The sequence below is a fragment of the Alginatibacterium sediminis genome (genome assembly GCF_003610775.1).
GTDB lineage: Bacteria > Pseudomonadota > Gammaproteobacteria > Enterobacterales > Celerinatantimonadaceae > Alginatibacterium > Alginatibacterium sediminis.
In genome coordinates, this window is sequence record NZ_RAQO01000012.1 from 47,398 (window position 1) to 68,165 (window position 20,768).

Genomic DNA, 20,768 nt, shown 5'->3' on the forward strand with positions numbered 1-20,768 from the left:
CGAAGTAGCGCCCTTGAAACTTGTAACTTGTAACTTGTAACTTGAAGCTACGCAGTAGCGCCCTTGACCCTGCTTTCAGAACCCATAATCTCGCTCAAGATCAAATGCCTCGGCGTCTGCGTCTTTCGCCGAGAGCGAAGGCAGCTTGCTCATGCTTGGCCATTCAATGTTTAATGTTGGGTCATTCCAAGCAATAGATAGCTCGGCTTTCGGGTTGTAATAATCAGTACATTTATACACAAACTCTGCATGCTCACTAGTTACATAAAAGCCGTGCGCAAAACCTTCTGGCACCCACAGCTGACGTTTGTTATCACTGGAAAGTAGCACGCCTACCCATTGACCAAACGTCGCTGAGTTTTTTCTAAGATCTACTGCTACATCGAAGACTTCGCCTGCCACCACTCTCACTAACTTACCTTGTGTGTTCTCCGTTTGAATATGCAAGCCACGCAGAATTCCAAACGACGATTTTGAGTGATTATCCTGCACAAATTGGGTTGGCTGCCCACTTACAAGCTCTTCAAATTGCTTTTGCTGCCAAGTTTCCATAAAGAATCCACGTTCATCACCAAACACTTGTGGTTCGATAATTTTTACATCTGGAATACTTGTTTCAATAACATTCATGTTGAGTTCAATACCTATTGATAATTACGAATATTTTTTAAGGCATCACGCCAATTACTAGCAACGATTTGATAGTCGCCTGAGATTTTACTTAAATTTAAACGAGAGTTTGCTGGGCGCTTAGCTGGCGTTGGATATTGCGCTGTCGTTATCGCCTTAACCATTGGCGTAGATGCTAAAGCCCCTTGCTGCTTCGCCTGAGTAAATACTTCTTGGGCAAATTGACACCAACTTACATGGGGTAAACCCGAAAAATTGTACAGACCATATTTGGCATGCTCAGGTTTACTTTCAAGTTGATTTATCATGCCAATTAGACAATCAGCAATATCTCCGGCGTAGGTAGGGCCACCAAATTGGTCGTCGATAATGCCTAACTCGTCTTTTGATTTAGCCAAATTGAGCATTGTTTTGACGAAGTTGTTTCCAAATTCTGAGAATACCCAAGCTGTGCGGATGACTATCGACTTATCACAGGCTTCAAATACCGCATTTTCTCCAGCGAGTTTAGTTTGCCCATAAACCGTTACCGGTGCTGGTTTGTCGGTCTCGCTGTATTCGTCAAGCTTACTGCCATCAAATACGTAATCCGTGGAAATGTGCAGCAAAGTAGCGCCGCAAAGCTGCGCGGCCTCTGCCAAATATCGGGGGCCGTCTCTATTGATTGCGTAGGAGAGCTCTATTTCTTGTTCTGCTTTATCGACAGCTGTATGCGCAGCAGCATTAATAATGTAGTCAGGTGAAAACTTAGCGACAAAATCCGAAACTTGTTTGCCATCAGTAATGTCCAGTTGGTCTCTATCAATTGCCAATAATTCAACTTTATCTTTTAAGCGCTGAACCAAGCTTTGACCAACTTGCCCATTTGAGCCGGTGACTAGAATTCTCATTTATTGCGACCTTTAGCTTGTTGCTCCATAACGATGCGAGTGAGGTATTGTCCGTAATCATTCTTTTGCATGGGCTTCGCTAACTCCAACAACTGATGATCGCTTAACCACCCTTGTCGCCAAGCGATCTCTTCAAGGCAGGCAACTTTGAGGCCCTGTATGTTTTCAATAGTTTGTACAAAGGAGCTAGCTTCGTGCAAGCTTTCATGGGTTCCTGTGTCTAGCCAAGCAAAGCCACGGCCGAGCAGTTCAACACTAAGCGAACCATCCTCTAGGTACATCTGGTTCAGGCTGGTAATTTCAAGCTCTCCTCGCTCAGAAGGCTTAACCCGCTTGGCGAGTTCGACAACTCGATTATCGTAGAAATATAGCCCTGTTACAGCATAATCAGATTTCGGATGTTTCGGCTTCTCTTCTATCGAGATAGCTTTCATATTCGGATCAAACTCAACCACACCAAAGCGCTCAGGATCTTTCACCTGATACCCAAAAATCGTAGCCCCTGAAGTGCGAGCCGCTGCGTTACGTAATGTTTGGCTAAACGACTGCCCATAAAATACGTTATCCCCCAGCACGAGGCAGACACTATCATTGCCTATAAACTCTTCACCGAGAATAAAGGCTTGCGCCAAGCCATCAGGGCTAGGTTGTTGGGCGTAACTTAAATTGATACCAAACATGGAACCATCACCCAGCAAACGGCGAAAACCTTGCTCGTCTTCGGGGGTGGTGATTATTAAAATATCTTTAATGCCGGCTAACATCAGCGTAGAAATTGGGTAAAAAACCATCGGCTTGTCGTAAATAGGTAACAACTGTTTTGATACGCCGCGCGTTAGAGGATATAGCCGAGTACCCGAACCACCAGCTAGTACGATTCCCTTCATGCTTGATCTCCTAAGCGTTCTCGTGCATACGAGCCGTCAAGCACTCGAGACCACCATGGTTGATTATCTAAGTACCAAACAACGGTTTTACGAATACCGGACTCGAAAGTTTCCTCTGGAGTCCAGCCTAATTCTTTCTCGATTTTTGAAGCGTCAATCGCATATCGAACATCATGTCCAGGGCGATCGGTGACATAGGTAATCAGGTCTGAATATGCCGCAATACCCTCGGGTTTATTGGGCACCAGCTCTTCTAACAACGAACAGATAGTTTTAACCACATCGATATTTGCTTTTTCATTGTGACCACCAATATTGTAGGTTTGCCCAACTTCACCCTTATTTAGAACCGTATACAAAGCACGGGCATGGTCTTCAACGTATAGCCAATCCCTAATTTGCTGACCATCGCCATAAACAGGTAAGGCTTTGCCTTCTAGTGCATTAAGAATCATCAAAGGGATTAGTTTTTCTGGAAAATGATAGGGCCCGTAATTATTCGAGCAGTTGGTCACTAAAGTTGGCATCCCGTAAGTACGCTGCCAAGCGCGAACTAGATGATCGCTTGATGCTTTAGACGCAGAGTATGGGCTGCTTGGTGCATAAGAAGTAGTTTCCGTAAATAAATCGTCGACCCCCTCTAAGTCGCCATAAACTTCATCGGTGGAAATATGATGGAAGCGAAAAGCATCTTTTTTGGAGGCCGGTAATCGGCTCCAGTAGCTGCGAGCTGCTTCCAATAAACAATAGGTGCCGACAATATTAGTTTCAATAAATGCTGCCGGACCATCAATTGAGCGATCAACATGAGATTCAGCGGCAAGGTGCATAACACAATCCGGCTTATGCAAATCAAAAACTCGTTTAAGTTCATTTTTATCGCAAATATCTACTTGCTCGAAACTGTAATTAGGGCTATCGAACACCTCAGCGATAGACTCCAAGTTACCCGCATAGGTCAAGGAGTCTAGATTGACAACACTGTCTTGAGTATTTTGAATAATATGGCGAACGACTGCGGAGCCAATAAAACCAGCACCGCCAGTGAGAAGGATTTTCATGATACGCTTAACTCGTCTTTGAATTTTGTGGTCAACCTTGACCAAGATTAACACAATCATAACCAAGCAAGCTCAATGTCGCTAGAGAAAAGCTTAAAGTGCGCAGCCAACAGGCTACTTCAAGCTACAAAAGCGCCGTTGTCACGGCTGAAAGTGAAAAGTTTGCAGCTTTTACAAAGCAGCTTCAAGAGCGCAGCAGTGCTGCTGCAAGTTGCAAGTGCGTCGCTGCGCTCCTTCAAGGAAGGTCAGGAATAGATAAAAGAGCGCCGTTGTCACGGCTGAAAGTAGAAAAGTTCGTCGCTGCTCTCCTAAAAGAAACTAGAAGACAAGAGAAGCCCCCTCAAGTTGTATTGTTCTACCTACTTTCAGCAGCTTGCTTACCTTCAACTTTTCTCTTTAAACTTGCAGCCGTGCAACGGCGTACTTTTCACTTTATCTTGCCTTGAAGCGGTGAAACCGCACCCTTGGGACTTGTAACTTGAAGCTACGCAGTAGCGCCCCTGGAACTTGTACCTTGAAGCGGTGAAACCGCGCCCTTGAAACTTGTACCTTGAAGCTACGCAGTAGCGCCCTTGGAACTTGCAACTCGCAGCTGCAATGGTACACAATGCACTTTTAACAAAATAAGGCTTTGGAATGTCATCTGTTGTAAGCCATGGCAGCTTTAAGGGCGTCGCTAGCGTAATTCTCGAAAACGGATTACTTCGCTGCGAATGGTTACCCGAATATGGTTCTAAATTGTGCTCACTAAAACGATTTGATGGCGAGAATTGGCGCGAATTGCTTTGGCAGTCAGGTGATGAACAATTTAAAATTCCAAACTACGCCGACGACTTTAGCCAATACGATAGCAGTGGCTTTGACGAGTGCTTTCCAACTATCAATCGCTGTGACAACTTAGTTAGTCCTGCGCTTTTACAACACATTCCTGATCATGGAGAAGTTTGGGCGCTGGCTTGGAAACTCATAGAGTTAAGTTCTTCGCAGCTAGTGTTCGAAGTTAAAAGTCCTAAGCTTGGCTACACATTGAGTAAAAGCGTGCGCTTAGAAAAAGACAAATTACTGTCGAGTTACCATGTTGATTTGGCTGCAAGCGCTCCTCGCTTGCCCTTTGTGTGGACACCGCACGCACTATTTCAAGTTTTTCCAAGGCTTCAACTTGAAGTCCCCTCCCATATGCAAAGCATTACCAACACCTTTGATGGTTGCCCCAGTTTGGGCATCTACGAGTCGCAACATCCGTATCCTGTCGCTACAGCAGTTAATGGTCAATCTATGGATTTCTCATTATTGCGATCTCAAAGCAGTAACACTTGCGAGAAGTATTATTTTGATAGTTTGCTGCAAGCAGATGACAGTTTTGGTTTTAGTGATGAGTACCATCAAGTCGTCATGCAAGTTGATGCAGCAACGGTTCCCTATCTAGGAATTTGGAAGAACCAAGGGGCTTATAAAGGCGACCTTAACTTCGCGCTTGAGCCTTGTAGCGGTATTTATGACGCGGTTGATGATGCTTATACTCACCAACGCTGCGCCATTATCGAGCCTGGTCAAAGTGCACAGTGGTATTTCAATATTCAAGTAAAGGCTCAGACCAGCAATTAGCCACAGAACGAAGGCATTTAAGCAACACGAACCGAAACCGAAGTACTAAAGCCGCAGATACATATAATCTAAATCATATTTACCAAGGCAGTGCTCCCGATCACATCCGCCGGTTTTTCAAAGCGCTAGTATTATGAAGATAGACGAACGCAGCGGTAAAAATTCATGCGGCACATATTCACAATAGTGGCTCAACAAGAAACAGTTGACCAAATTGAAGCCTCACTTAAACGAGAGGGGCCGCTGAAAGCTACGCAACGCACAGCACAACTGCTTAATACAGATTTAGGGCCTTTAAGTCTTGTCTACTATGTACGCATAAATTCGGAAAAGATTGAGGTGTATATTGAAGGAAGCCCCGAGTATTCAGACCAAATGATTTACTCAGCTCAATTGATCACCGGGTTATGGCGTAATATGAGCATTTACTACCAATATCAGTATATCGATCGCAACATTGGGCCTAGGGTGTGGGCAAACCAAGGGCGAATCAATCCAAATTTCCCATTGCTGGAACGAGAACAAAAGTTTGATACCCGCTACCTCGGCTGCGAAGAAGACCAAATGTTATACTAATACCAATCCCACGACTTACTCGGAATCTAAGGACTCAAGTTCATAGCCCTGAGCCTCCAGTAGAGCTAACAGGCCTTGCTCAGATTGTAAGTGCATTGCGCCAACAACCACAAAACTTTTACCCGATAAAGTAAGCAACTGTTCTATCCAGTTATAATTACGCTCGTATAACAAACTTTGTAGAACACCTTGGTCTTCATTATCAAACATGGCATCGCTTGAAAGCAGATCGAACAGTTGCTGCTCCTTTCCCGCTTTCCACAATGCTATCAATTGCGAAAAGTCTTGGTCTAAATTTGGCAATTGCTCTAATGTTTGCTTCAGTAACTCAAGTTGGCCTTCGCGTAATACTGATAAAGCGGTAAATTGCTCAGATACCGTCTCTAGGCTGTAAATAGGCAAACTTAGGTCTTGAGCTCGCTGTAGAAAATGCTGATCAATACCAAGTTGCGCATCGTACCCAAGCTGGTTCATTTTCAACTGCGTTAAATTTAAGGCCACATACCAAGCTTGGAAGTTCTCGAACCTTGCGGAAGAGATACCTAGCGCTTGTGTTTGTTTCGACAAGTTATTCATTAACTCAGCGCTAAGCTGCTCTGAGAGCAGGCTTCCGTCAGTTTGTGTCGTAAGACTAGCGATCAAAGCTCTATCTTGCTTGGAGATAGCATTGATATCAGTCTCAACAACTAAACGTTCACTGCTTTCAAGATGCTGTTGATACAATGATGGTAAGGGGTAAATCGAATCATCACCTAGGTGTATCGAACCTAAGATAATCAATTCATTGTTAGCACTTCGAGCATGCCAAAGGTTAGGAGCAGCCTGACTCGCACCTCCAATAGTAAGTAATAGTAACGATGCTAATTTAGACCAATAATTCATATTTAACCTTTAGGCGCAATGAGACAAGCCTTGGAGCAAGCCACTTATCACATACACTGAATTAAACTAAGTAATACAATTGTATAGCGGATTGAAGTTCTAAAATAGCCAATGAGACTCTTGCAATGTTACACAGTAATATCTAAACGATGCTTGTGCTAACATTCAAGTTATTATGGTCACCTGAGTCCAAGGAATGAATCTCAAAGCTAAGATGCTTTATCTCTTTAAAAAGCTATTAATGGTGACGCTTGTATTGGTTATTCTCAGTGAATTAGCCGTGCTGTCGCTCAAGTTTATCGATCCCCCGATGTGGATGTGGCGAATCGCTAGAAGCATCAATCCCCCTGAGAGCTATCCCACAGCCGTACTTTATCAATGGCATAATCTTGAGCAGATTGCCCCATCAATGCAATTAGCCGTCATCGCTTCCGAAGACCAACGATTCCCGCACCATCATGGTATTGATTGGACTGAATTACAAAATGCGATTCTTGCGCGCCAGTCAGGTGGACAACTGCGAGGTGCCAGTACTATCACTCAGCAAACTGCAAAAAATCTATACCTGTGGCCATCAAATAGCTTTGTGCGCAAGCTGGTCGAAGCTTACTTTGCACTGCTATTGGAGTTGAACCTCGATAAAACCAGAATTCTAGAAATCTACTTGAACATTATTGAGTTTGGACCCGGGATCTATGGCGTTGAAGCGGCGAGCCAACACTATTTTAAACGTTCCGCTAGCAATCTAAGTCAAGCACAAAGCGCTGCCCTAGCTTCGATCCTTCCCTCGCCTTACCGCTATTCGGTGTTACAGCCCAGTACCCATTTAAAAAATAGAAGAGTATGGATCCAACGACAAATGCGCCAACTAGGTTCCCAGCATTGGGCTGTGCAATGAGCACAATGCTTATGTTAAAGTACTGCTGTTAACCCTTACGAATGAGTCTTTCAATGTCAGTAAATCCAGATCGTTGGAAACAACGTTTACAAAACCTTCAACGTGCGCAAGCTCGACTATCAAAGGCCTGCGAACAAGAAAGCTATAACGAGCTAGAGTTGGCAGGTCTAATTCAAACCTTTGAGTTTTCTTTTGAGCTAAGTTGGAAGACCTTAAAGGATTTACTTGAATTTGAGGGTTACGATGTAGCATCGCCCCGCCATGTGATTCGCACTAGTCTTGAAGCAAGACACCTTAATGCGGTTCAATGCGAAACTCTTTTAGACGCGCTGATAAAAAGGAATCTATTAAGCCATGCTTACGATGAAAAGCATGTACTCGAAGCACAAGCTTTAATCGTGAATAGCTATGGCCCCTGCATTACTAATGTTACTAACTACCTTGTGAAAAAAAATCTCGATGAATAACTTTGAGATTAGAACAGGGCTAAAAGATCGGCACCATCGTCAACTAATTCAGATTCTGACTCAAACGAAGCATCTAGACGGCGCTTTGTTATTTGGTTCTCGGGCAATCGGGACCTATAAAGATAGTTCTGACATTGATATTGCACTCGAAGGTAACGATCTGGGTATCAATGATCTCGCATCCGTTATTGATCAACTAGATCAAACCACCATCCCTTATAAAGTTGATGTGCTCATAAAACATCAGATCGAAAACCCGGACTTAATTGATCATATAGAAAAGCATGGTATACGTTTGCTATAAATTTCAACTTCCGCTTAGCTATTACCTTTCCTTTTACTAAACCCATACGACACACATTTTTGAACTTGGTTTGTATTTTATCAATGACAGTTTTGAGTTTGTCTTTAAACTGGTGACAAGTTCCTTTTAAATCCCGAGTCTATGTCAAGCAAGTCCATGTCTGCACAGCACAGCGATAGTTTAAATACGCTTCTAGAAGAAAAACTGTCGCGCTGGGAGTTTTTTCAAAAGCATCGTTGGGTGGCTCCAGAGCATGCTCTTAGTCCTGTTATTCAATCTTGGGAGCGCTGTTGTCGCCGCTCTAATGCTTATCAATGGAACAAGCCAGCTATCGCATCCGGCGCGACCTTAGAGTCCTTACTCAAACGCAGTAAAGACTTAACCACACTAAGCGCAGCCGTGCTAGAAGATAGCGAGCAATATCAACCCCAACGACGATTAGCTATAGTGGTTAGCGATATTAGTGCGTGTTGCCTCAAGTTTTGGGGAGATCAAAGCCTGATTCAAAACTTACAGGCACTTGGGTTGGCCCGCGGCAGCTATTGGAACGAAGACCAAATTGGCACCAATGCCTTAGCCCTAGCACTTCACAACAATGAAGCCACCAGCGTATTTGCCAGTGAGCACTTTCAACAGGCGCTTCACCTTTTCAGTTGCCATGCCGCCCCTATTTTTGACGACCAAGGTAAGCCTTATGCAGCGGTGATGATAGTAAGCGATATAAGTAACCACCACGGTGGCGATTTGGCTTTAGTCGCTTCGTATGCCAAAGAAATTGGTAATCTCATTAGCTTAGAAAACAGTGTTTCTGAACGTAATACTTTGATTTGCCAGCGTGATGCAGTGTTGGAGTCTATCGACGATGGCTTAATCGCATGGGACGAGAATCAACGGATTAGCTTTATAAATCGACAAGCTCAAAACCTATTTAATCGCCAGCGCGACCGCATTATTGGCTGTAAAGCTTCTGAGTTATTTCGATTTCCACCACTGATTATGCATGCACTTCAAGAACGCAGCAGTTTGTCACATGTAGACATTACTTTTGAATGCGATAATGATTTTGTGAGTTCAAAAGTAACTGTAAGACCACTCAATGATGGCAGTTGGCTATTCTTTATGCATCCCGAGCAGGTTGACCATAAGAGCCCAAGTATCGCTGAGGGTAGTCGTGTTGAGCGTAGTTTTTCTTCACTAATTGCTCAATCCAAAAACATGCAACAATTGGTCGAATTAGCACGTAAAGCAGCCTTGAGCTTGCAACATGTTTTACTCGTTGGTGAAGAAGGGGTTGGGAAAAATCAAATTGCTCAAGCAATTCACTACGCGTCCCCTAATAGAGATGCGCCCTTTGTTATTCTTGATGGAAAAGACTCTCATGTGTTAGCGCAACTACAAGGCTTGCTTGAGCGTCCCAATGATGCGGAATCAACCAGCATTAATCTGCGCGGCGGAGGCACTTTATACCTAGAACAAATCGAATTTTTACCCAGCGATGCACAGTCCTTGTTACTTCAAATATGTAAAAGTAGTGTCTACAGTGCCAATACTGATTTGGCATTGCCCAATTTGCGTATTATTTGTAGTTCTTGTAGCGATATTCAACAAGCTATTTCAGCTGGTGAATTCAGACGGCAATTGTATTTTGAGCTCAGCAGTATTGAACTTCATGTCCCTTCATTGCGGCATCGTCCCGAAGACTTATCGGCATTGATTAACCACCAATTGCGCCGTCTAAGCGATAACACTCAGTCAACAATATCCATTAGCTCTGATGCCTTAGAAATATTGCAGCGTTATCAATGGCCAGGCAATATTGCTGAACTTAAACACCACTTGCGCTCGGCTTTGCAAAGTTGTGTTCAAGAGAAAATCACGGTTAACGATTTACCTCAGCAATGCTTTGCAAGCTCAATTCAACAACACGACCAACAATGGCAATTTGTACAAAATTTGGAAACCGTTGAGCGCCAAACAATTCAACATGCTTGGGATGTATTTGACGGTCAGATTAAGCCAATAACACAGGCACTTGGGGTCAGCCGCACAACGCTGTGGCGTAAGCTGAAACAGTACGGTATACGGTAGGTAAAGTACGCAATCAAAGACTGCTTAAATGTACAAAAGCGCAGTCAAAGACTGCTTCAGGGTACAAGAGCGCAGTCAAGACAGCTTCAAGGTACAAGAGCGCATTCAAGACAGCTTCAGGGTACAAGGGCGCAGTCAAGACTGCTTCAGGGTGCAAGGTGCAAGGTGCAAGGTGCAAGGTGCAAGGTGCAAGGTGCAAGGTGCAAGCTTATCGACGACCGATTTTGTTCGCAATACTAAAAAAAAGACCTTTACTAACTCAGTAGTAAAGGTCTTCGGGCTGGGAGAGCTGAAACTCTTAGTTAACTGAAACTAAATTTTGAGTTCTAATTTTGGCTTTTACCGCAGGGATTAAAGCGGCACTGGCACTGAACTTATCTAAGCCCATAGCAAGCAATCGTTCAACCATCTCGCTGTCGCCTGCCATTTCTCCACACATGCTAACAGGAATACCCGCTTGATTAGCGGCTTTGCAGGTCAATTCAATGGCCTTTAATACCGCAGGCTGCTGATAATCTACTAATTGAGAAACCGATGGATTACCACGATCGGCTGCCATTACATATTGAGTTAAATCATTGGTACCAATAGAAAAGAAGTCTGCATGTTCAGCTAGCTCATCAGCATTAAGTACTGCTGCTGGAACTTCAATCATGATTCCAAGTTTTAATGGCGCCTGTTGTTCATTTAGCTTGAGTTCAAGCCGACATTCGGCAATCAGCTGTTTAACGGCTAATAGCTCGCTAACTTGTGCAATCATTGGGATCATAAGTTGAATGTTAGAGTACTCAGCACATGCTCGCAGAACCGCTCGCAACTGGGTCTTAAACAGCTCAGGATCAGCTAAGCACATCCGGATGCCACGGTGACCAAGAAATGGGTTTTCTTCGCTGGCCATAGGATAGCTAGCTAGCGGCTTGTCTCCACCCACATCAAGACTACGAATAGTAAGACTGCGGCCTTCAAGTGCTTTAGCAATATCCCGATACACTTCGTATTGGTACTGCTGGCTTGGCAACTCACTACATGCTTGGAATAAAAACTCGGTACGCAATAAACCTACGCCATCAGCACCATTTTTAAGCGCTAAGCTGACATCAGATAAACCGCCTATATTGGCTTGTACTTCAAACGCTCTTCCATCTAATGTCGTTGCCGTTTGCAGTGCACTACTTAATTCGAGTTCGCGCTTCTCAAGCCACTGTTGCCTGGCTAACGTCAATTCGTTTTCAGTACTTACACTAGGTTCCAACCACAACAAGCCTTTGAAACCGTCAACAATAACTTGCTGACCAGCTTTAACACGATTCATGCAATCATTAGCTTGGACTATCGCAGGAATACCCATTGCTTTAGCTAAAATGGCACTGTGCGATGTTTTACCACCTTCGCTTAAACATATAGCGATAACCATTTCAGGGTCGAGGCCCATAGTGTCAGATGGTGACAAATCTTTTGCTAACAATATTGAAGGCTGCTTTAGTTCTAGACTGGCCTTTTCAACGCCGCAGAGTTGATTCATCACTCGCCTTGTTATATCCCATACATCGCTTTCACGTTCTCGGAGATACTCACTTTCAGCACGTTGATAGCTGTCTGCTAATTGACTACCAGCATCGAGCCAAGCCTGTTCAGCAATGAGTTGGCTTCGAATCCCCTTCTCAACATTAACCACTAATTCCGGATCGCTCAACATTAAGGCTTGTGCATTAAAAATCTGCGCATGTTCCGGATCAACTGCACTGGCACTAGCCTGCTGCTGCAAAGCATCGACACTGCTATTGAGTGCTGTATGAAAGCGCTGGATCTCAGTTTTGGCGTCGGTGAATTCGCGCTTTGGTACTTCAGGCATACTGACACTAAAAAACACAGCAGGGCCTTTAGCTATTCCATCACTGACGGCCAGCCCTCGCAATGCACCCGCAATCTCATGCATATCGATAGCTTCTTCAACTTTATTATCAATCGCATCAAGTTGAGCACTAGGGTTTGCAACAAGTTGTGCTTCGCCAAAGTGTTGATTAGCTAAACTAGAAAATGCGTCAATGGCTTGCTGTGCTTGCTCACCACTAGCAATAAAAGTGATTTCATCACCTTTGACAACCCCTAAGGTTGCAATGCTGTTTAAGCTAAGTGCACTGACACGCCTCTCGCCTTTAGCCAGTTCAAGTGTGGCCTTAAACGATGCCAGAGCGGTAACAATACTAGCAGCCGGACGCGCATGCAGGCCATGTGGGTTTTCGACGGTCCAGTCAAATGACAAAAACGGTTCGTCACTGGCCTTAGTTTCACTATCAACCACAGTCGCCGGTTCGCAATCTTGCAAATGACTCTGTTTACCTTGTAAACCGCCATAGGCTTCGCTTTTAACCGTCGCTATTGGTAGGCCGGCCGCTGCGGCAACCGCAGCTGCCATGACACCTTCAACAAAAGGTGCTGAGCAAAGTTGGACCGACGCCGAAATATCCTCAGGTAACAGCTCTAAGGCCATTTCAGCACTTAAAAGCGCGCTGCCCAAATCCATCAACACCAATACACCAGACTCGTCGTGAACCTCTGTGATCGCATCCATCACTGCAATAGCATCGGTTCCAATCGGGTTCTGAGGGTCGTCAACACCACCTGCAACCGCAAGTGAACATTTGCCTTGAGTCATCTGGTTCACAAGTTCTGCAAGCCCTTTGGCTAAGGTTGCACTATGTGAAACAGCTACGATCCCAACCATTATGCTTGACCTACAACGACATCTCGCAAGGCTTTAACCATCATCATGCTCGATGTTGCACCCGGATCTTGATGTCCAATACTACGTTCGCCAAGATAGCTAGCACGGCCTTTCTTCGCTTGCATTTCTATTGTGGCAGCCGCACCTTTTTCCGAAGCTTCGCCCATAGCAACTAGAGCCTGCTGCAAGTCTTGGCCTTCATCTTTAGATTTTTCTAAAGCCTCAACCACTGTCCACCAAACATCGCACATAGTTTTGTCACCTGGTTGCGCTTTACCGCGTGCAACAACACCATCAACACCATCACTAAATATTTGACACAGATCGTTAAGGTCAATGCTTTGTTTACCATTACCAGCCGCAGCTGCTCGGATAAAGAACGTACCGTAAAGTGGGCCACTTGCTCCGCCAACACTAGACAACAAGGTCATACCGGTTGTTTTAAAGATCGTACCAATATCTTGGTCTTCAATAGTCGTGATTTTATCTTTTACCCGTTCAAAACCGCGATTCATATTAATACCGTGATCGGCATCCCCAATGTCGGCATCAAGTTGGGTTAAGTAGTCACGTTCTTTGGCAAAGATATCGGCGCAGCTATTGAGCCAGTTGAGAATTTGTGATTTTTCGATAGTCATCATAGTGTCCTTAGCATTTCCAACGTAACGCTGGGGTATTTACAGCTGCGTCCCATAGTTCCAGAAGTTCTTTATCGGCTTTTAGCATCGTAATTGAGAAGCCTTCCATGTTTAAAGCAGTGCAATAATCGCCTATCAATTGACGACCAATGTTATAACCGGTGGCTTTACATTTAAGAGCAAACTCACGATACACACCAAGTAATTCGCATTGCGGTGTTCCGCCTAGCCCATTAACCAAAACAATATACTCACTGTCTAAGTCAAAGCGCTCTGTTGTTGTCTCAAGCTCCGTCCATTCACCTTTTTCACGGTCCCACTCACGCAGGGTTCGGCTATAATCTGGGCAGTCCACTAACTCGGAAAACACTTGCTCAACTAGAGTTTTTACATCGGTAAATTCACGACGCTCTATTCCCGGCTCGCCATGAATACCTACGCCAAATTCAACTTCATTATCGGCCAATACAAAGGACGGCTTGCCTGCAGCAGGGACCGTACACGCTTGTAAGGCTACGCCAAAAGAGCGGGCTTGATTATTGACTCGGCGTGCTAGCGCTTCACATTGCTCTAAGCTTTGACCTTGCGCAGCTGCTGCACCTACGATTTTCTCAAGCAGCACGGTTGCCGCAACGCCGCGTCTGCCAGCAGTGTATAAGCTATCCTTGACCGCAACATCATCATCGATAATGATACTTCCTACTTTCACGTCATCACCATGAAGTAACTCCACAGCCGTCTCAAAGTTGAGCACATCACCGGTATAATTCTTAACAAAAAACAAAACACCTTCACCGGCATCAACTTTCTGCGCGCATTCGTACATTTGGTCAGGTGTGGGTGACGTAAAGACTTCCCCTGGGCAAGCACCGGTAAGCATTCCATCTCCGATAAACCCTGCATGCAAAGGTTCGTGACCACTGCCGCCACCGGATAACAAGGCTACTTGCTTTTGTTTCGGTTCGTGCCAAACATAACGCGGCTCATCATTAAATTTAAGCTCCGGATGCGCTAAGGCCATGCCTTCGAGCTGCTCTTTAACGATATCGTCAACATTATTAATAAGTTTTTTCATCTGTAGAGCCTTCTTAAGAATTATAGATTAGGTGTTTGAAGCTAAGTCAGGCAACGCCGAGGCATTAAGCTAACTAAATGTCGTCCGTTGAGCTGAAAAAGATCGTTAAACTTGGCTCTAGTATTCATATTCCAAAGCAAGGAACAAACAAAACCAAATTTGTTTCATAATGAAACCACCTGTCATTACCTGTGTTTCATAATGAACCGCACGAGTCTTCAAAATCATCTTGCTGTGATCAGATTCAACTTTGCTAGATTCTCAGCCCTAGGGACTTAGCGAGTTTGAGTTGACTCTCACAGATTCCAATCTCCACAGTGCGACAGTAATTGTGATTTGCGCCAATGGGAATAATCTAAACTTAATCCAAGGTTGACGTGCATATCCCTCTGCTGCGTTAGCTAACTTTCGTTCCTACAAATTGAGAAGCCCATAATGGACAAAATAATAATTTCTCCAAGTAAGTATGTGCAAGGTGAAGATGTTCTAGCCAGCTTAGCTAAGTACGTTGCCCCAATTGGCTCACGCCCAATGGCGATAGCTGACGCTTTTGTAACCAATCTCGTCGGAGATACAGTTCGTACAAGCTTTTCCGAGCAGAACATCGAATTGTCGATGGAAGAATTTAACGGCGAATGTAGTCGTCCAGAAATTGATCGTCTTCGCGAAATTAGCGCTAGTGCAAAAGCTGATGTGATTATCGGTATTGGGGGAGGCAAAACGCTCGATACAGCTAAAGCAATGGCGTTTTATCAAAAAGTCCCGGTTGTGATTGTTCCAACCATTGCATCAACCGATGCACCAACCAGCGCCCTTGCGGTTATTTATACCCCTGACGGCGAGTTCAGCGAATACTTGATGATCCCTACCAATCCAAATATGGTCGTTATGGATACCAAGATCATTGCTGGAGCCCCAAGCCGTTTATTGGTATCAGGCATGGGTGACGCACTTTCTACTTATTTTGAAGCACGTGCTAACGCAATTTCAGGTAAATCAACAATGGCCGGCGGCGCTCCAACTCGCGCGGCTCAAGCACTAGCTAAACTGTGCTATGAAACCTTGTTAGCTGATGGCCTTAAAGCGAAAATATCGGTCGAAAACGGTTTATCTTCACCAGCTGTTGAAAACATTATTGAAGCCAACACCTATCTTAGTGGTATCGGGTTTGAGAGTAGTGGCCTTGCTGCTGCGCATGCCATCCACAATGGCTTAACTAAACTGGAAGAGTGTCACCACTTATTCCATGGCGAAAAAGTTGCCTTCGGCACCTTGGTTCAGCTAGTGTTAGAAAACGCCGATATCGAAGAAATCCGCACTGTAATTGCCTTCTGTAAAGAGCTTGGCTTACCAACGAACCTATTTGCTATGGGCGTTAAAGAGCTAAATCGAGACAAGTTGTTAGAAGTCGCTGAAGCGTCATGTGCGGAAGGTGAAACTATCCATAACATGCCATTTGAAGTTACACCAATTAAAGTACTTTCAGCCATTTTAACGGCGCATGAATTAGGTGCGTAGTGTTTTAAATGGTGTTCAACGCTAAGTAACAGCCGCAACTCACAGTTGTGGCTGTTTTTTTTCAAAACTATGCTAGGCTAATGACAGAATTAATACCCTTGAAATGCATTCATCATGTCATCGAATTCCCCAGTAGTATCAGCTCTATTTCGTCCAGCGATTAAGTTATTAGCGCGCGGCAAAGTTGTCCCTGAAAATCCTGTTAGTGAGTTTAATCTCAATTTATCGCAACCTATTTTCTATGTGTTAGCCGGGGACTCTTTAAGTGACTTATTGGCGCTTCAACAAACCTGTGCCAAACAAGGACTTCCAGATCCATTATCCCCAATTGTGCATAATGGCAACACCTACCCTCGCTATGGATATTTAATTAATCGTCGCGGTGAAACCAGCGCCAGCTTAATCCAGAACTTACAATTGGCTCTAGGCTTACATCAAGGTGATGACAGCTTGGATGTGCAAATGCTGCCAGTCAAAGTTTTTTGGGACAGACACCCGGGTCGCGAAAGCATCCATGATGTAGCACAACGACGCAGCCCAAAACCCCCTGGTTTCTTTAAACAATCGTGTTTGGTCTTATTCAAAGGCCGCGAAAATCTAATTCGGTTTAGCCAAGCCGTTAGTTTACGCGACATGTCTCAGCGCCAAGGTGTTGAACTTAAAAGTGCTCAAAAGCTAGCGCGAGTAGCGCGTATTCACTTTAGCCGCATGCAAAGCATTGCCCAAGGACCGCGCTTACCGCAAAGACGCCATATGTTCGAACAACTATTGGCATCACCAGCGCTGCGTAAGGCCATTCAGGACGAAGCGTCAGTTAAAAATATTTCCAATGATAAAGCACGCGAAACGGCGCTAGGTTATTTGGATGAAATAGCCACTGATTTCTCCTATAAACAAATTCGCTTCGCCGACGCTCTGCTGAGTTGGGTGTGGAACAAAATTTATGCTGGCGTACAAGTCAACAATGCCGAACCCATCCGCAAACTGGCTCAAGATGGCCATGAAATCGTCTACGTGCCTTGTCATCGAAGTCACATGGACTATTTGCTAATGTCCTATGTCTTATATCACCAGGGCATGGTTCCACCGCATATCGCCGCTGGTGTAAATTTGAACTTTTGGCCAGCAGGACCATTTTTCCGCCGTACTGGTGCTTTTTTTATTCGTCGTTCGTTTAAAGGCAATAAACTGTACTCTACGGTTTTTCGCGAGTACCTCAGTCAGCTGTTTATTAAAGGCTATTCGATTGAATACTTTAGTGAAGGAGGCCGAAGCCGAACCGGACGTCTATTGCCACCAAAAACTGGCATGTTAGCAATGACTCTACAAGCCATGCTTCGAGGCATGGAACGCCCTGTAACTTTGGTTCCGGTCTATTTTGGTTATGAACATGTAATGGAAGTAGGCACTTACTTCGAAGAACTTCGCGGCAAACCAAAGCAAAAAGAATCACTGTTCTCACTGTTTGGCATGGTGCGCAAACTGCGTAACTTTGGCCATGGCTACGTGAATTTTGGCGAGCCAATCCCGCTCAATCAACGTCTAAATCAACTTGCGCCTCAATGGCGTGACAGTATCGATCCGATTGAACTATCTAGGCCAACATGGCTCACTCCAGCGGTGAACCAAATCGCTGATGAGATGATGGTAAAAATTAACTCGGCGGCGGCGGTATCTTCACTGGCTCTTTGTGCCAGTGTGCTACTTGCCAGTGAAAAACGTAAATTGTCCTATTCGCAGATGGAGCGCCAAGTTGATTTATGCTTAAGCCTTTTGCGGAAAATCCCCTACAGCCCTTACGTCACTTTCCCCGAAGGAGATAGCGAAGCCGTACTGACCCACGCGATCAGCTTGGATAAATTTGAGGTTGTGGAAGATAGCCTTGGGAAAATGATAAGTTTGGATGAACGCCAGCAGGTGTTATTGAATTTCTATCGAAACAACATCCATCATTTGCTCGTGATACCAGCAATTCTCGCATGCTGTCTCGTGCGTATTAACAAAGTGCGTGATGCTCAATTAGATAATATCCTCAAAACGCTCTACCCGATGATTGCTGACGAGCTATTTATGCAATATGAGTTAGACGATCTGAGTACAGTCTGTCAGCAATACTTGCAATTATTTGCTGATTTACAGTTAATTAGCAGTGAGGACGGCGTGCATACCTTACGCAGCGAACACCGCGGCACCTTGGCCTTGTTGGGACGTATGGCAGACGATACGCTTAATCGTTACGCGGTAATGGCAATGGCCATTAATACCAAAACCGGTAGCTCTCGCAGCGATTTAGAGCAACATTGCTTGGCGGCCAACCAACGTTTAGCAGCCATGCATCAAGTAGACAGACCCATTCTCTACGACAAGAAAACCAATAGCCGTCTACTCGCAAAAATGAAGGAACAAGGCTACGACAACGAAATAGCCAATTCAGCAGCACCTCTGTTCTCCGTTTTGGAACCACTACTCGAAGATGGGGTATTTGATACCATAGAGGCGCTTTAGAACGAATAGACAGCCGCGATTCCGATAAAAACAACCAAGCCTACTTGGTTGTTGTGCAAAAAGGCCTTAAAACATAAGGCTCTATCACGGTCTTTGATTAAGTATTGCTGATAAATAAACATAAAGAACGCAACTAACAGGCTAAGTTGGAAAACTAAACTTAGCCTTAGCTGTTGTCCAAGCCAGAACAAGCAAAGCAAAAAACCAAGCTGCAATAGTGCTACTGCAAGTTTATCTCTGCGACCAAACAGAATCGCTGTCGATTTCACCCCTATTTTTAAATCGTCATCCCGGTCAACCATTGCATACATCGTGTCATACACAACAGTCCACAGTACATTCGCCAACAATAATAGCCAAGCGTAAGCAGGGACAGCACCAGTTTGAGCAGCAAAGGCCATTGGAATAGCCCAACTAAAAGCAAGCCCCAGTACAAACTGAGGAAGATGGGTAAAGCGTTTCATAAATGGATAAACAAATGCCAAGGCTGCTGCAGCGAACGATAACGCAATCGTTAGGGAATTTAGTTGCAACACCAAAACAAAGGCTAACAATAGTAAGCTCGCAAATAATAGTAATGCTTCGCGACTACTTATCTGCCCACTGGCTAGCGGTCTATTAGCCGTGCGTTTAACATGACCATCAAGTTTACGGTCAGCATAGTCATTGATGACACACCCTGCGGAGCGCATAACAATCACGCCGAGGCAAAAAATAACCAATACCTTTATATCCGGTACCCCTTCGGCTGCTAACCAAAGCGCCCACAAGCATGGCCACAGTAACAACAGCGTGCCGATGGGTTTGTCTAAGCGCATCAATTGCGCATAACTCGTTAGCTTTTGCTTAAGCATTGCTAGTCCTTTAGAAAATCACAATAAGCTGCGCTGTGCGGCAAAAATACTTCGGTTACCAATAAGGGCGCACTGTCGAGATGGAATAAAGAGCGTCGCGACCAAAGCGAATCGCGTTGCGCATATCGGGTTGGCTCAAGCCCATAATCATTACCTCTGAGTTGAGCAACTTGAGTTGATTGACGTTGAACTTTAGGGTGATTAAACAAAAACTCGCCTAAAGGTTTGGTTTTAAGATCTGGGATCTGCTGTGCTTCTTGCTCTAAGGTTGATTGAGGAATAACACTTCGTGCAAAAACCCAAACCTGCCCATCACAAAGAAGCTCAACCTCTCGAACCCAAAACTGTTGTACTTGTTGGTCAAAAAGCGCGGCTTCACTTTGGTACAAAGGTGCAAAGCCTTCACTAAGAACTCGTACGGCAAAGTGTTGGCAATGCTTACGCAGTCGAGCGGTTAATGAATGTGGGTCAAGTAACCAACTTTTCAAGGATGACGGCAAGCTTTCAGTTGACGCACTTGGAAGCCAAGTCGGCTCAGAAATTTGCATATTTGGTTTGGTATATAACAAAGTACGACCATAGATTTGAAACAGCGAGCCATTATCACCAATATTTTACAGAAAGCACAGCCTAGATCGGAACTTAACACGATGCTTGCTTGACGCTTGCTACGAATATCTAAACAATGTACCTAATGGATATTAATTTATCAGTCCTCGACTGATATAGCTTTGGGACACCACCATCATGTTGAAAATGCCCGCATTTTTTCTATGTTCGCTACTTAGCCTTTTTGTTCTTTCTGCCCATGCAGAGCAAGAAACAACGACTAACAACTGGACTTATCATCGTATGCAACCTGCAATTGTTACCAACTATATCAGTAGTGGTCGCCGTTTAGGTTATGTGAAAACCTCGGTTGAACTGATGGTTAACGCGGGACCAGACCTTGCGTTGGTAGAGTTACATGACCCTTTGTTACGCGATGCCATTATCGAAATTTTTGGGCAGCAAACTGAAGATGAAGTGCGAGCAATAGACGGAAAAGAGCGGATCCGACAACTATGCCTCGTCCGCGTCAATGATTTGCTCGTCCAAGAAACCGGTAAAAAACTTGTCAATGACCTACTTTTTACAACCTATTTCTATGAGTAAAACTAAGTAC

General features: G+C 44.6%; 20 protein-coding genes. 10 read left to right on the top strand and 10 right to left on the bottom strand.

The window, feature by feature from the left end; all coding sequences use genetic code 11:
* Nucleotides 1–75: 75 nt before the first annotated feature.
* From rfbC to rfbB, 4 genes are read right to left on the bottom strand one after another with little or no spacing between them, the layout of a single operon-like run.
* A complete protein-coding gene (gene rfbC, locus DBZ36_RS18975) occupies nucleotides 76–630 on the bottom strand; it encodes a dTDP-4-dehydrorhamnose 3,5-epimerase (protein ID WP_120356561.1) in 555 nt (184 codons plus the stop codon).
* 14 nt (nucleotides 631–644) lie between these two features.
* Entirely contained in the window at nucleotides 645–1,520 is an 876-nt protein-coding gene (gene rfbD / locus DBZ36_RS18980) for a dTDP-4-dehydrorhamnose reductase (RefSeq protein WP_120356562.1), read from the bottom strand.
* On the bottom strand, nucleotides 1,517–2,407 hold the full coding sequence (gene rfbA, locus DBZ36_RS18985) for a glucose-1-phosphate thymidylyltransferase RfbA (protein WP_120356563.1): 891 nt from the start codon (nucleotides 2,405–2,407) through the stop codon (nucleotides 1,517–1,519). Before rfbA ends, rfbD begins: the two co-directional genes overlap by 4 nt.
* On the bottom strand, nucleotides 2,404–3,468 hold the full coding sequence (gene rfbB, locus DBZ36_RS18990) for a dTDP-glucose 4,6-dehydratase (protein ID WP_120356747.1): 1,065 nt from the start codon (nucleotides 3,466–3,468) through the stop codon (nucleotides 2,404–2,406). Before rfbB ends, rfbA begins: the two co-directional genes overlap by 4 nt.
* Nucleotides 3,469–3,566: 98 nt before the next feature.
* On the opposite strand from rfbB, the gene DBZ36_RS20490 reads away from it, so the two are divergent.
* The 3 genes from DBZ36_RS20490 (at nucleotide 3,567) to DBZ36_RS19005 (ending at nucleotide 5,649) form a co-directional block, all read left to right on the top strand.
* Nucleotides 3,567–3,914, top strand: a complete 348-nt coding sequence (locus DBZ36_RS20490; RefSeq protein ID WP_147395047.1) for a hypothetical protein — start codon at nucleotides 3,567–3,569, stop codon at nucleotides 3,912–3,914.
* 190 nt (nucleotides 3,915–4,104) lie between these two features.
* Complete coding sequence (locus tag DBZ36_RS19000; protein WP_120356565.1) at nucleotides 4,105–5,073, top strand: DUF5107 domain-containing protein; 969 nt, start codon at nucleotides 4,105–4,107, stop codon at nucleotides 5,071–5,073.
* Between the two features lie 165 nt (nucleotides 5,074–5,238).
* Complete coding sequence (locus DBZ36_RS19005; RefSeq protein ID WP_120356566.1) at nucleotides 5,239–5,649, top strand: hypothetical protein; 411 nt, start codon at nucleotides 5,239–5,241, stop codon at nucleotides 5,647–5,649.
* A 15-nt stretch (nucleotides 5,650–5,664) separates the two neighbouring features.
* Here the strand turns inward: DBZ36_RS19005 and DBZ36_RS19010 are convergent, their stop codons facing one another.
* Nucleotides 5,665–6,531 carry a TraB/GumN family protein gene (locus DBZ36_RS19010; RefSeq protein ID WP_120356567.1) on the bottom strand — a complete coding sequence of 289 codons (867 nt, stop codon included), beginning with the start codon at nucleotides 6,529–6,531 and terminating at the stop codon, nucleotides 5,665–5,667.
* A 214-nt stretch (nucleotides 6,532–6,745) separates the two neighbouring features.
* Here DBZ36_RS19010 and mtgA point away from each other — a divergent pair, with 214 nt between their 5' ends.
* The 4 genes from mtgA (at nucleotide 6,746) to dhaR (ending at nucleotide 10,288) form a co-directional block, all read left to right on the top strand.
* Nucleotides 6,746–7,429, top strand: coding sequence for a monofunctional biosynthetic peptidoglycan transglycosylase (gene mtgA, locus DBZ36_RS19015; protein WP_267900187.1), 684 nt, complete (start codon nucleotides 6,746–6,748; stop codon nucleotides 7,427–7,429).
* A gap of 53 nt (nucleotides 7,430–7,482) precedes the next feature.
* Complete coding sequence (locus tag DBZ36_RS19020) at nucleotides 7,483–7,896, top strand: HI0074 family nucleotidyltransferase substrate-binding subunit (RefSeq protein ID WP_120356569.1); 414 nt, start codon at nucleotides 7,483–7,485, stop codon at nucleotides 7,894–7,896.
* Nucleotides 7,889–8,200, top strand: a complete 312-nt coding sequence (locus tag DBZ36_RS19025; protein WP_120356570.1) for a nucleotidyltransferase family protein — start codon at nucleotides 7,889–7,891, stop codon at nucleotides 8,198–8,200. Before DBZ36_RS19020 ends, DBZ36_RS19025 begins: the two co-directional genes overlap by 8 nt.
* A gap of 156 nt (nucleotides 8,201–8,356) precedes the next feature.
* Nucleotides 8,357–10,288, top strand: coding sequence for a dihydroxyacetone kinase operon transcriptional regulator DhaR (dhaR, locus tag DBZ36_RS19030; RefSeq protein ID WP_158589151.1), 1,932 nt, complete (start codon nucleotides 8,357–8,359; stop codon nucleotides 10,286–10,288).
* 298 nt (nucleotides 10,289–10,586) lie between these two features.
* Here the strand turns inward: dhaR and ptsP are convergent, their stop codons facing one another.
* Genes ptsP through dhaK form a run of 3 tightly spaced genes read right to left on the bottom strand, consistent with a single transcriptional unit; the run spans nucleotide 10,587 to nucleotide 14,726 of the window.
* Nucleotides 10,587–13,013: a phosphoenolpyruvate--protein phosphotransferase gene (gene ptsP, locus DBZ36_RS19040; protein ID WP_120356573.1), complete on the bottom strand. Its 2,427-nt coding sequence runs from the start codon at nucleotides 13,011–13,013 to the stop codon at nucleotides 10,587–10,589.
* Nucleotides 13,013–13,651, bottom strand: coding sequence for a dihydroxyacetone kinase subunit DhaL (gene dhaL / locus DBZ36_RS19045; protein WP_120356574.1), 639 nt, complete (start codon nucleotides 13,649–13,651; stop codon nucleotides 13,013–13,015). Before dhaL ends, ptsP begins: the two co-directional genes overlap by 1 nt.
* Nucleotides 13,652–13,661: 10 nt before the next feature.
* Entirely contained in the window at nucleotides 13,662–14,726 is a 1,065-nt protein-coding gene (dhaK, locus tag DBZ36_RS19050) for a dihydroxyacetone kinase subunit DhaK (protein WP_120356575.1), read from the bottom strand.
* A gap of 435 nt (nucleotides 14,727–15,161) precedes the next feature.
* Here dhaK and DBZ36_RS19055 point away from each other — a divergent pair, with 435 nt between their 5' ends.
* Complete coding sequence (locus DBZ36_RS19055; RefSeq protein WP_120356576.1) at nucleotides 15,162–16,244, top strand: glycerol dehydrogenase; 1,083 nt, start codon at nucleotides 15,162–15,164, stop codon at nucleotides 16,242–16,244.
* 114 nt (nucleotides 16,245–16,358) lie between these two features.
* Nucleotides 16,359–18,749 carry a glycerol-3-phosphate 1-O-acyltransferase PlsB gene (gene plsB / locus DBZ36_RS19060; RefSeq protein ID WP_120356577.1) on the top strand — a complete coding sequence of 797 codons (2,391 nt, stop codon included), beginning with the start codon at nucleotides 16,359–16,361 and terminating at the stop codon, nucleotides 18,747–18,749.
* Here the strand turns inward: plsB and ubiA are convergent.
* Together ubiA and DBZ36_RS19070 are read right to left on the bottom strand one after the other, a co-directional pair.
* Complete coding sequence (gene ubiA / locus DBZ36_RS19065; protein ID WP_120356578.1) at nucleotides 18,746–19,603, bottom strand: 4-hydroxybenzoate octaprenyltransferase; 858 nt, start codon at nucleotides 19,601–19,603, stop codon at nucleotides 18,746–18,748. The genes plsB and ubiA overlap by 4 nt on opposite strands.
* 2 nt (nucleotides 19,604–19,605) lie before the next feature.
* The gene (locus DBZ36_RS19070) at nucleotides 19,606–20,172 is read right to left on the bottom strand and encodes a chorismate--pyruvate lyase family protein (protein WP_120356579.1); all 567 of its coding nucleotides are present in this window, start codon (nucleotides 20,170–20,172) and stop codon (nucleotides 19,606–19,608) included.
* A 178-nt stretch (nucleotides 20,173–20,350) separates the two neighbouring features.
* On the opposite strand from DBZ36_RS19070, the gene DBZ36_RS19075 reads away from it, so the two are divergent.
* Nucleotides 20,351–20,758: a flagellar basal body-associated protein FliL gene (locus tag DBZ36_RS19075; RefSeq protein ID WP_120356580.1), complete on the top strand. Its 408-nt coding sequence runs from the start codon at nucleotides 20,351–20,353 to the stop codon at nucleotides 20,756–20,758.
* The last annotated feature ends 10 nt before the right edge of the window (nucleotides 20,759–20,768 follow it).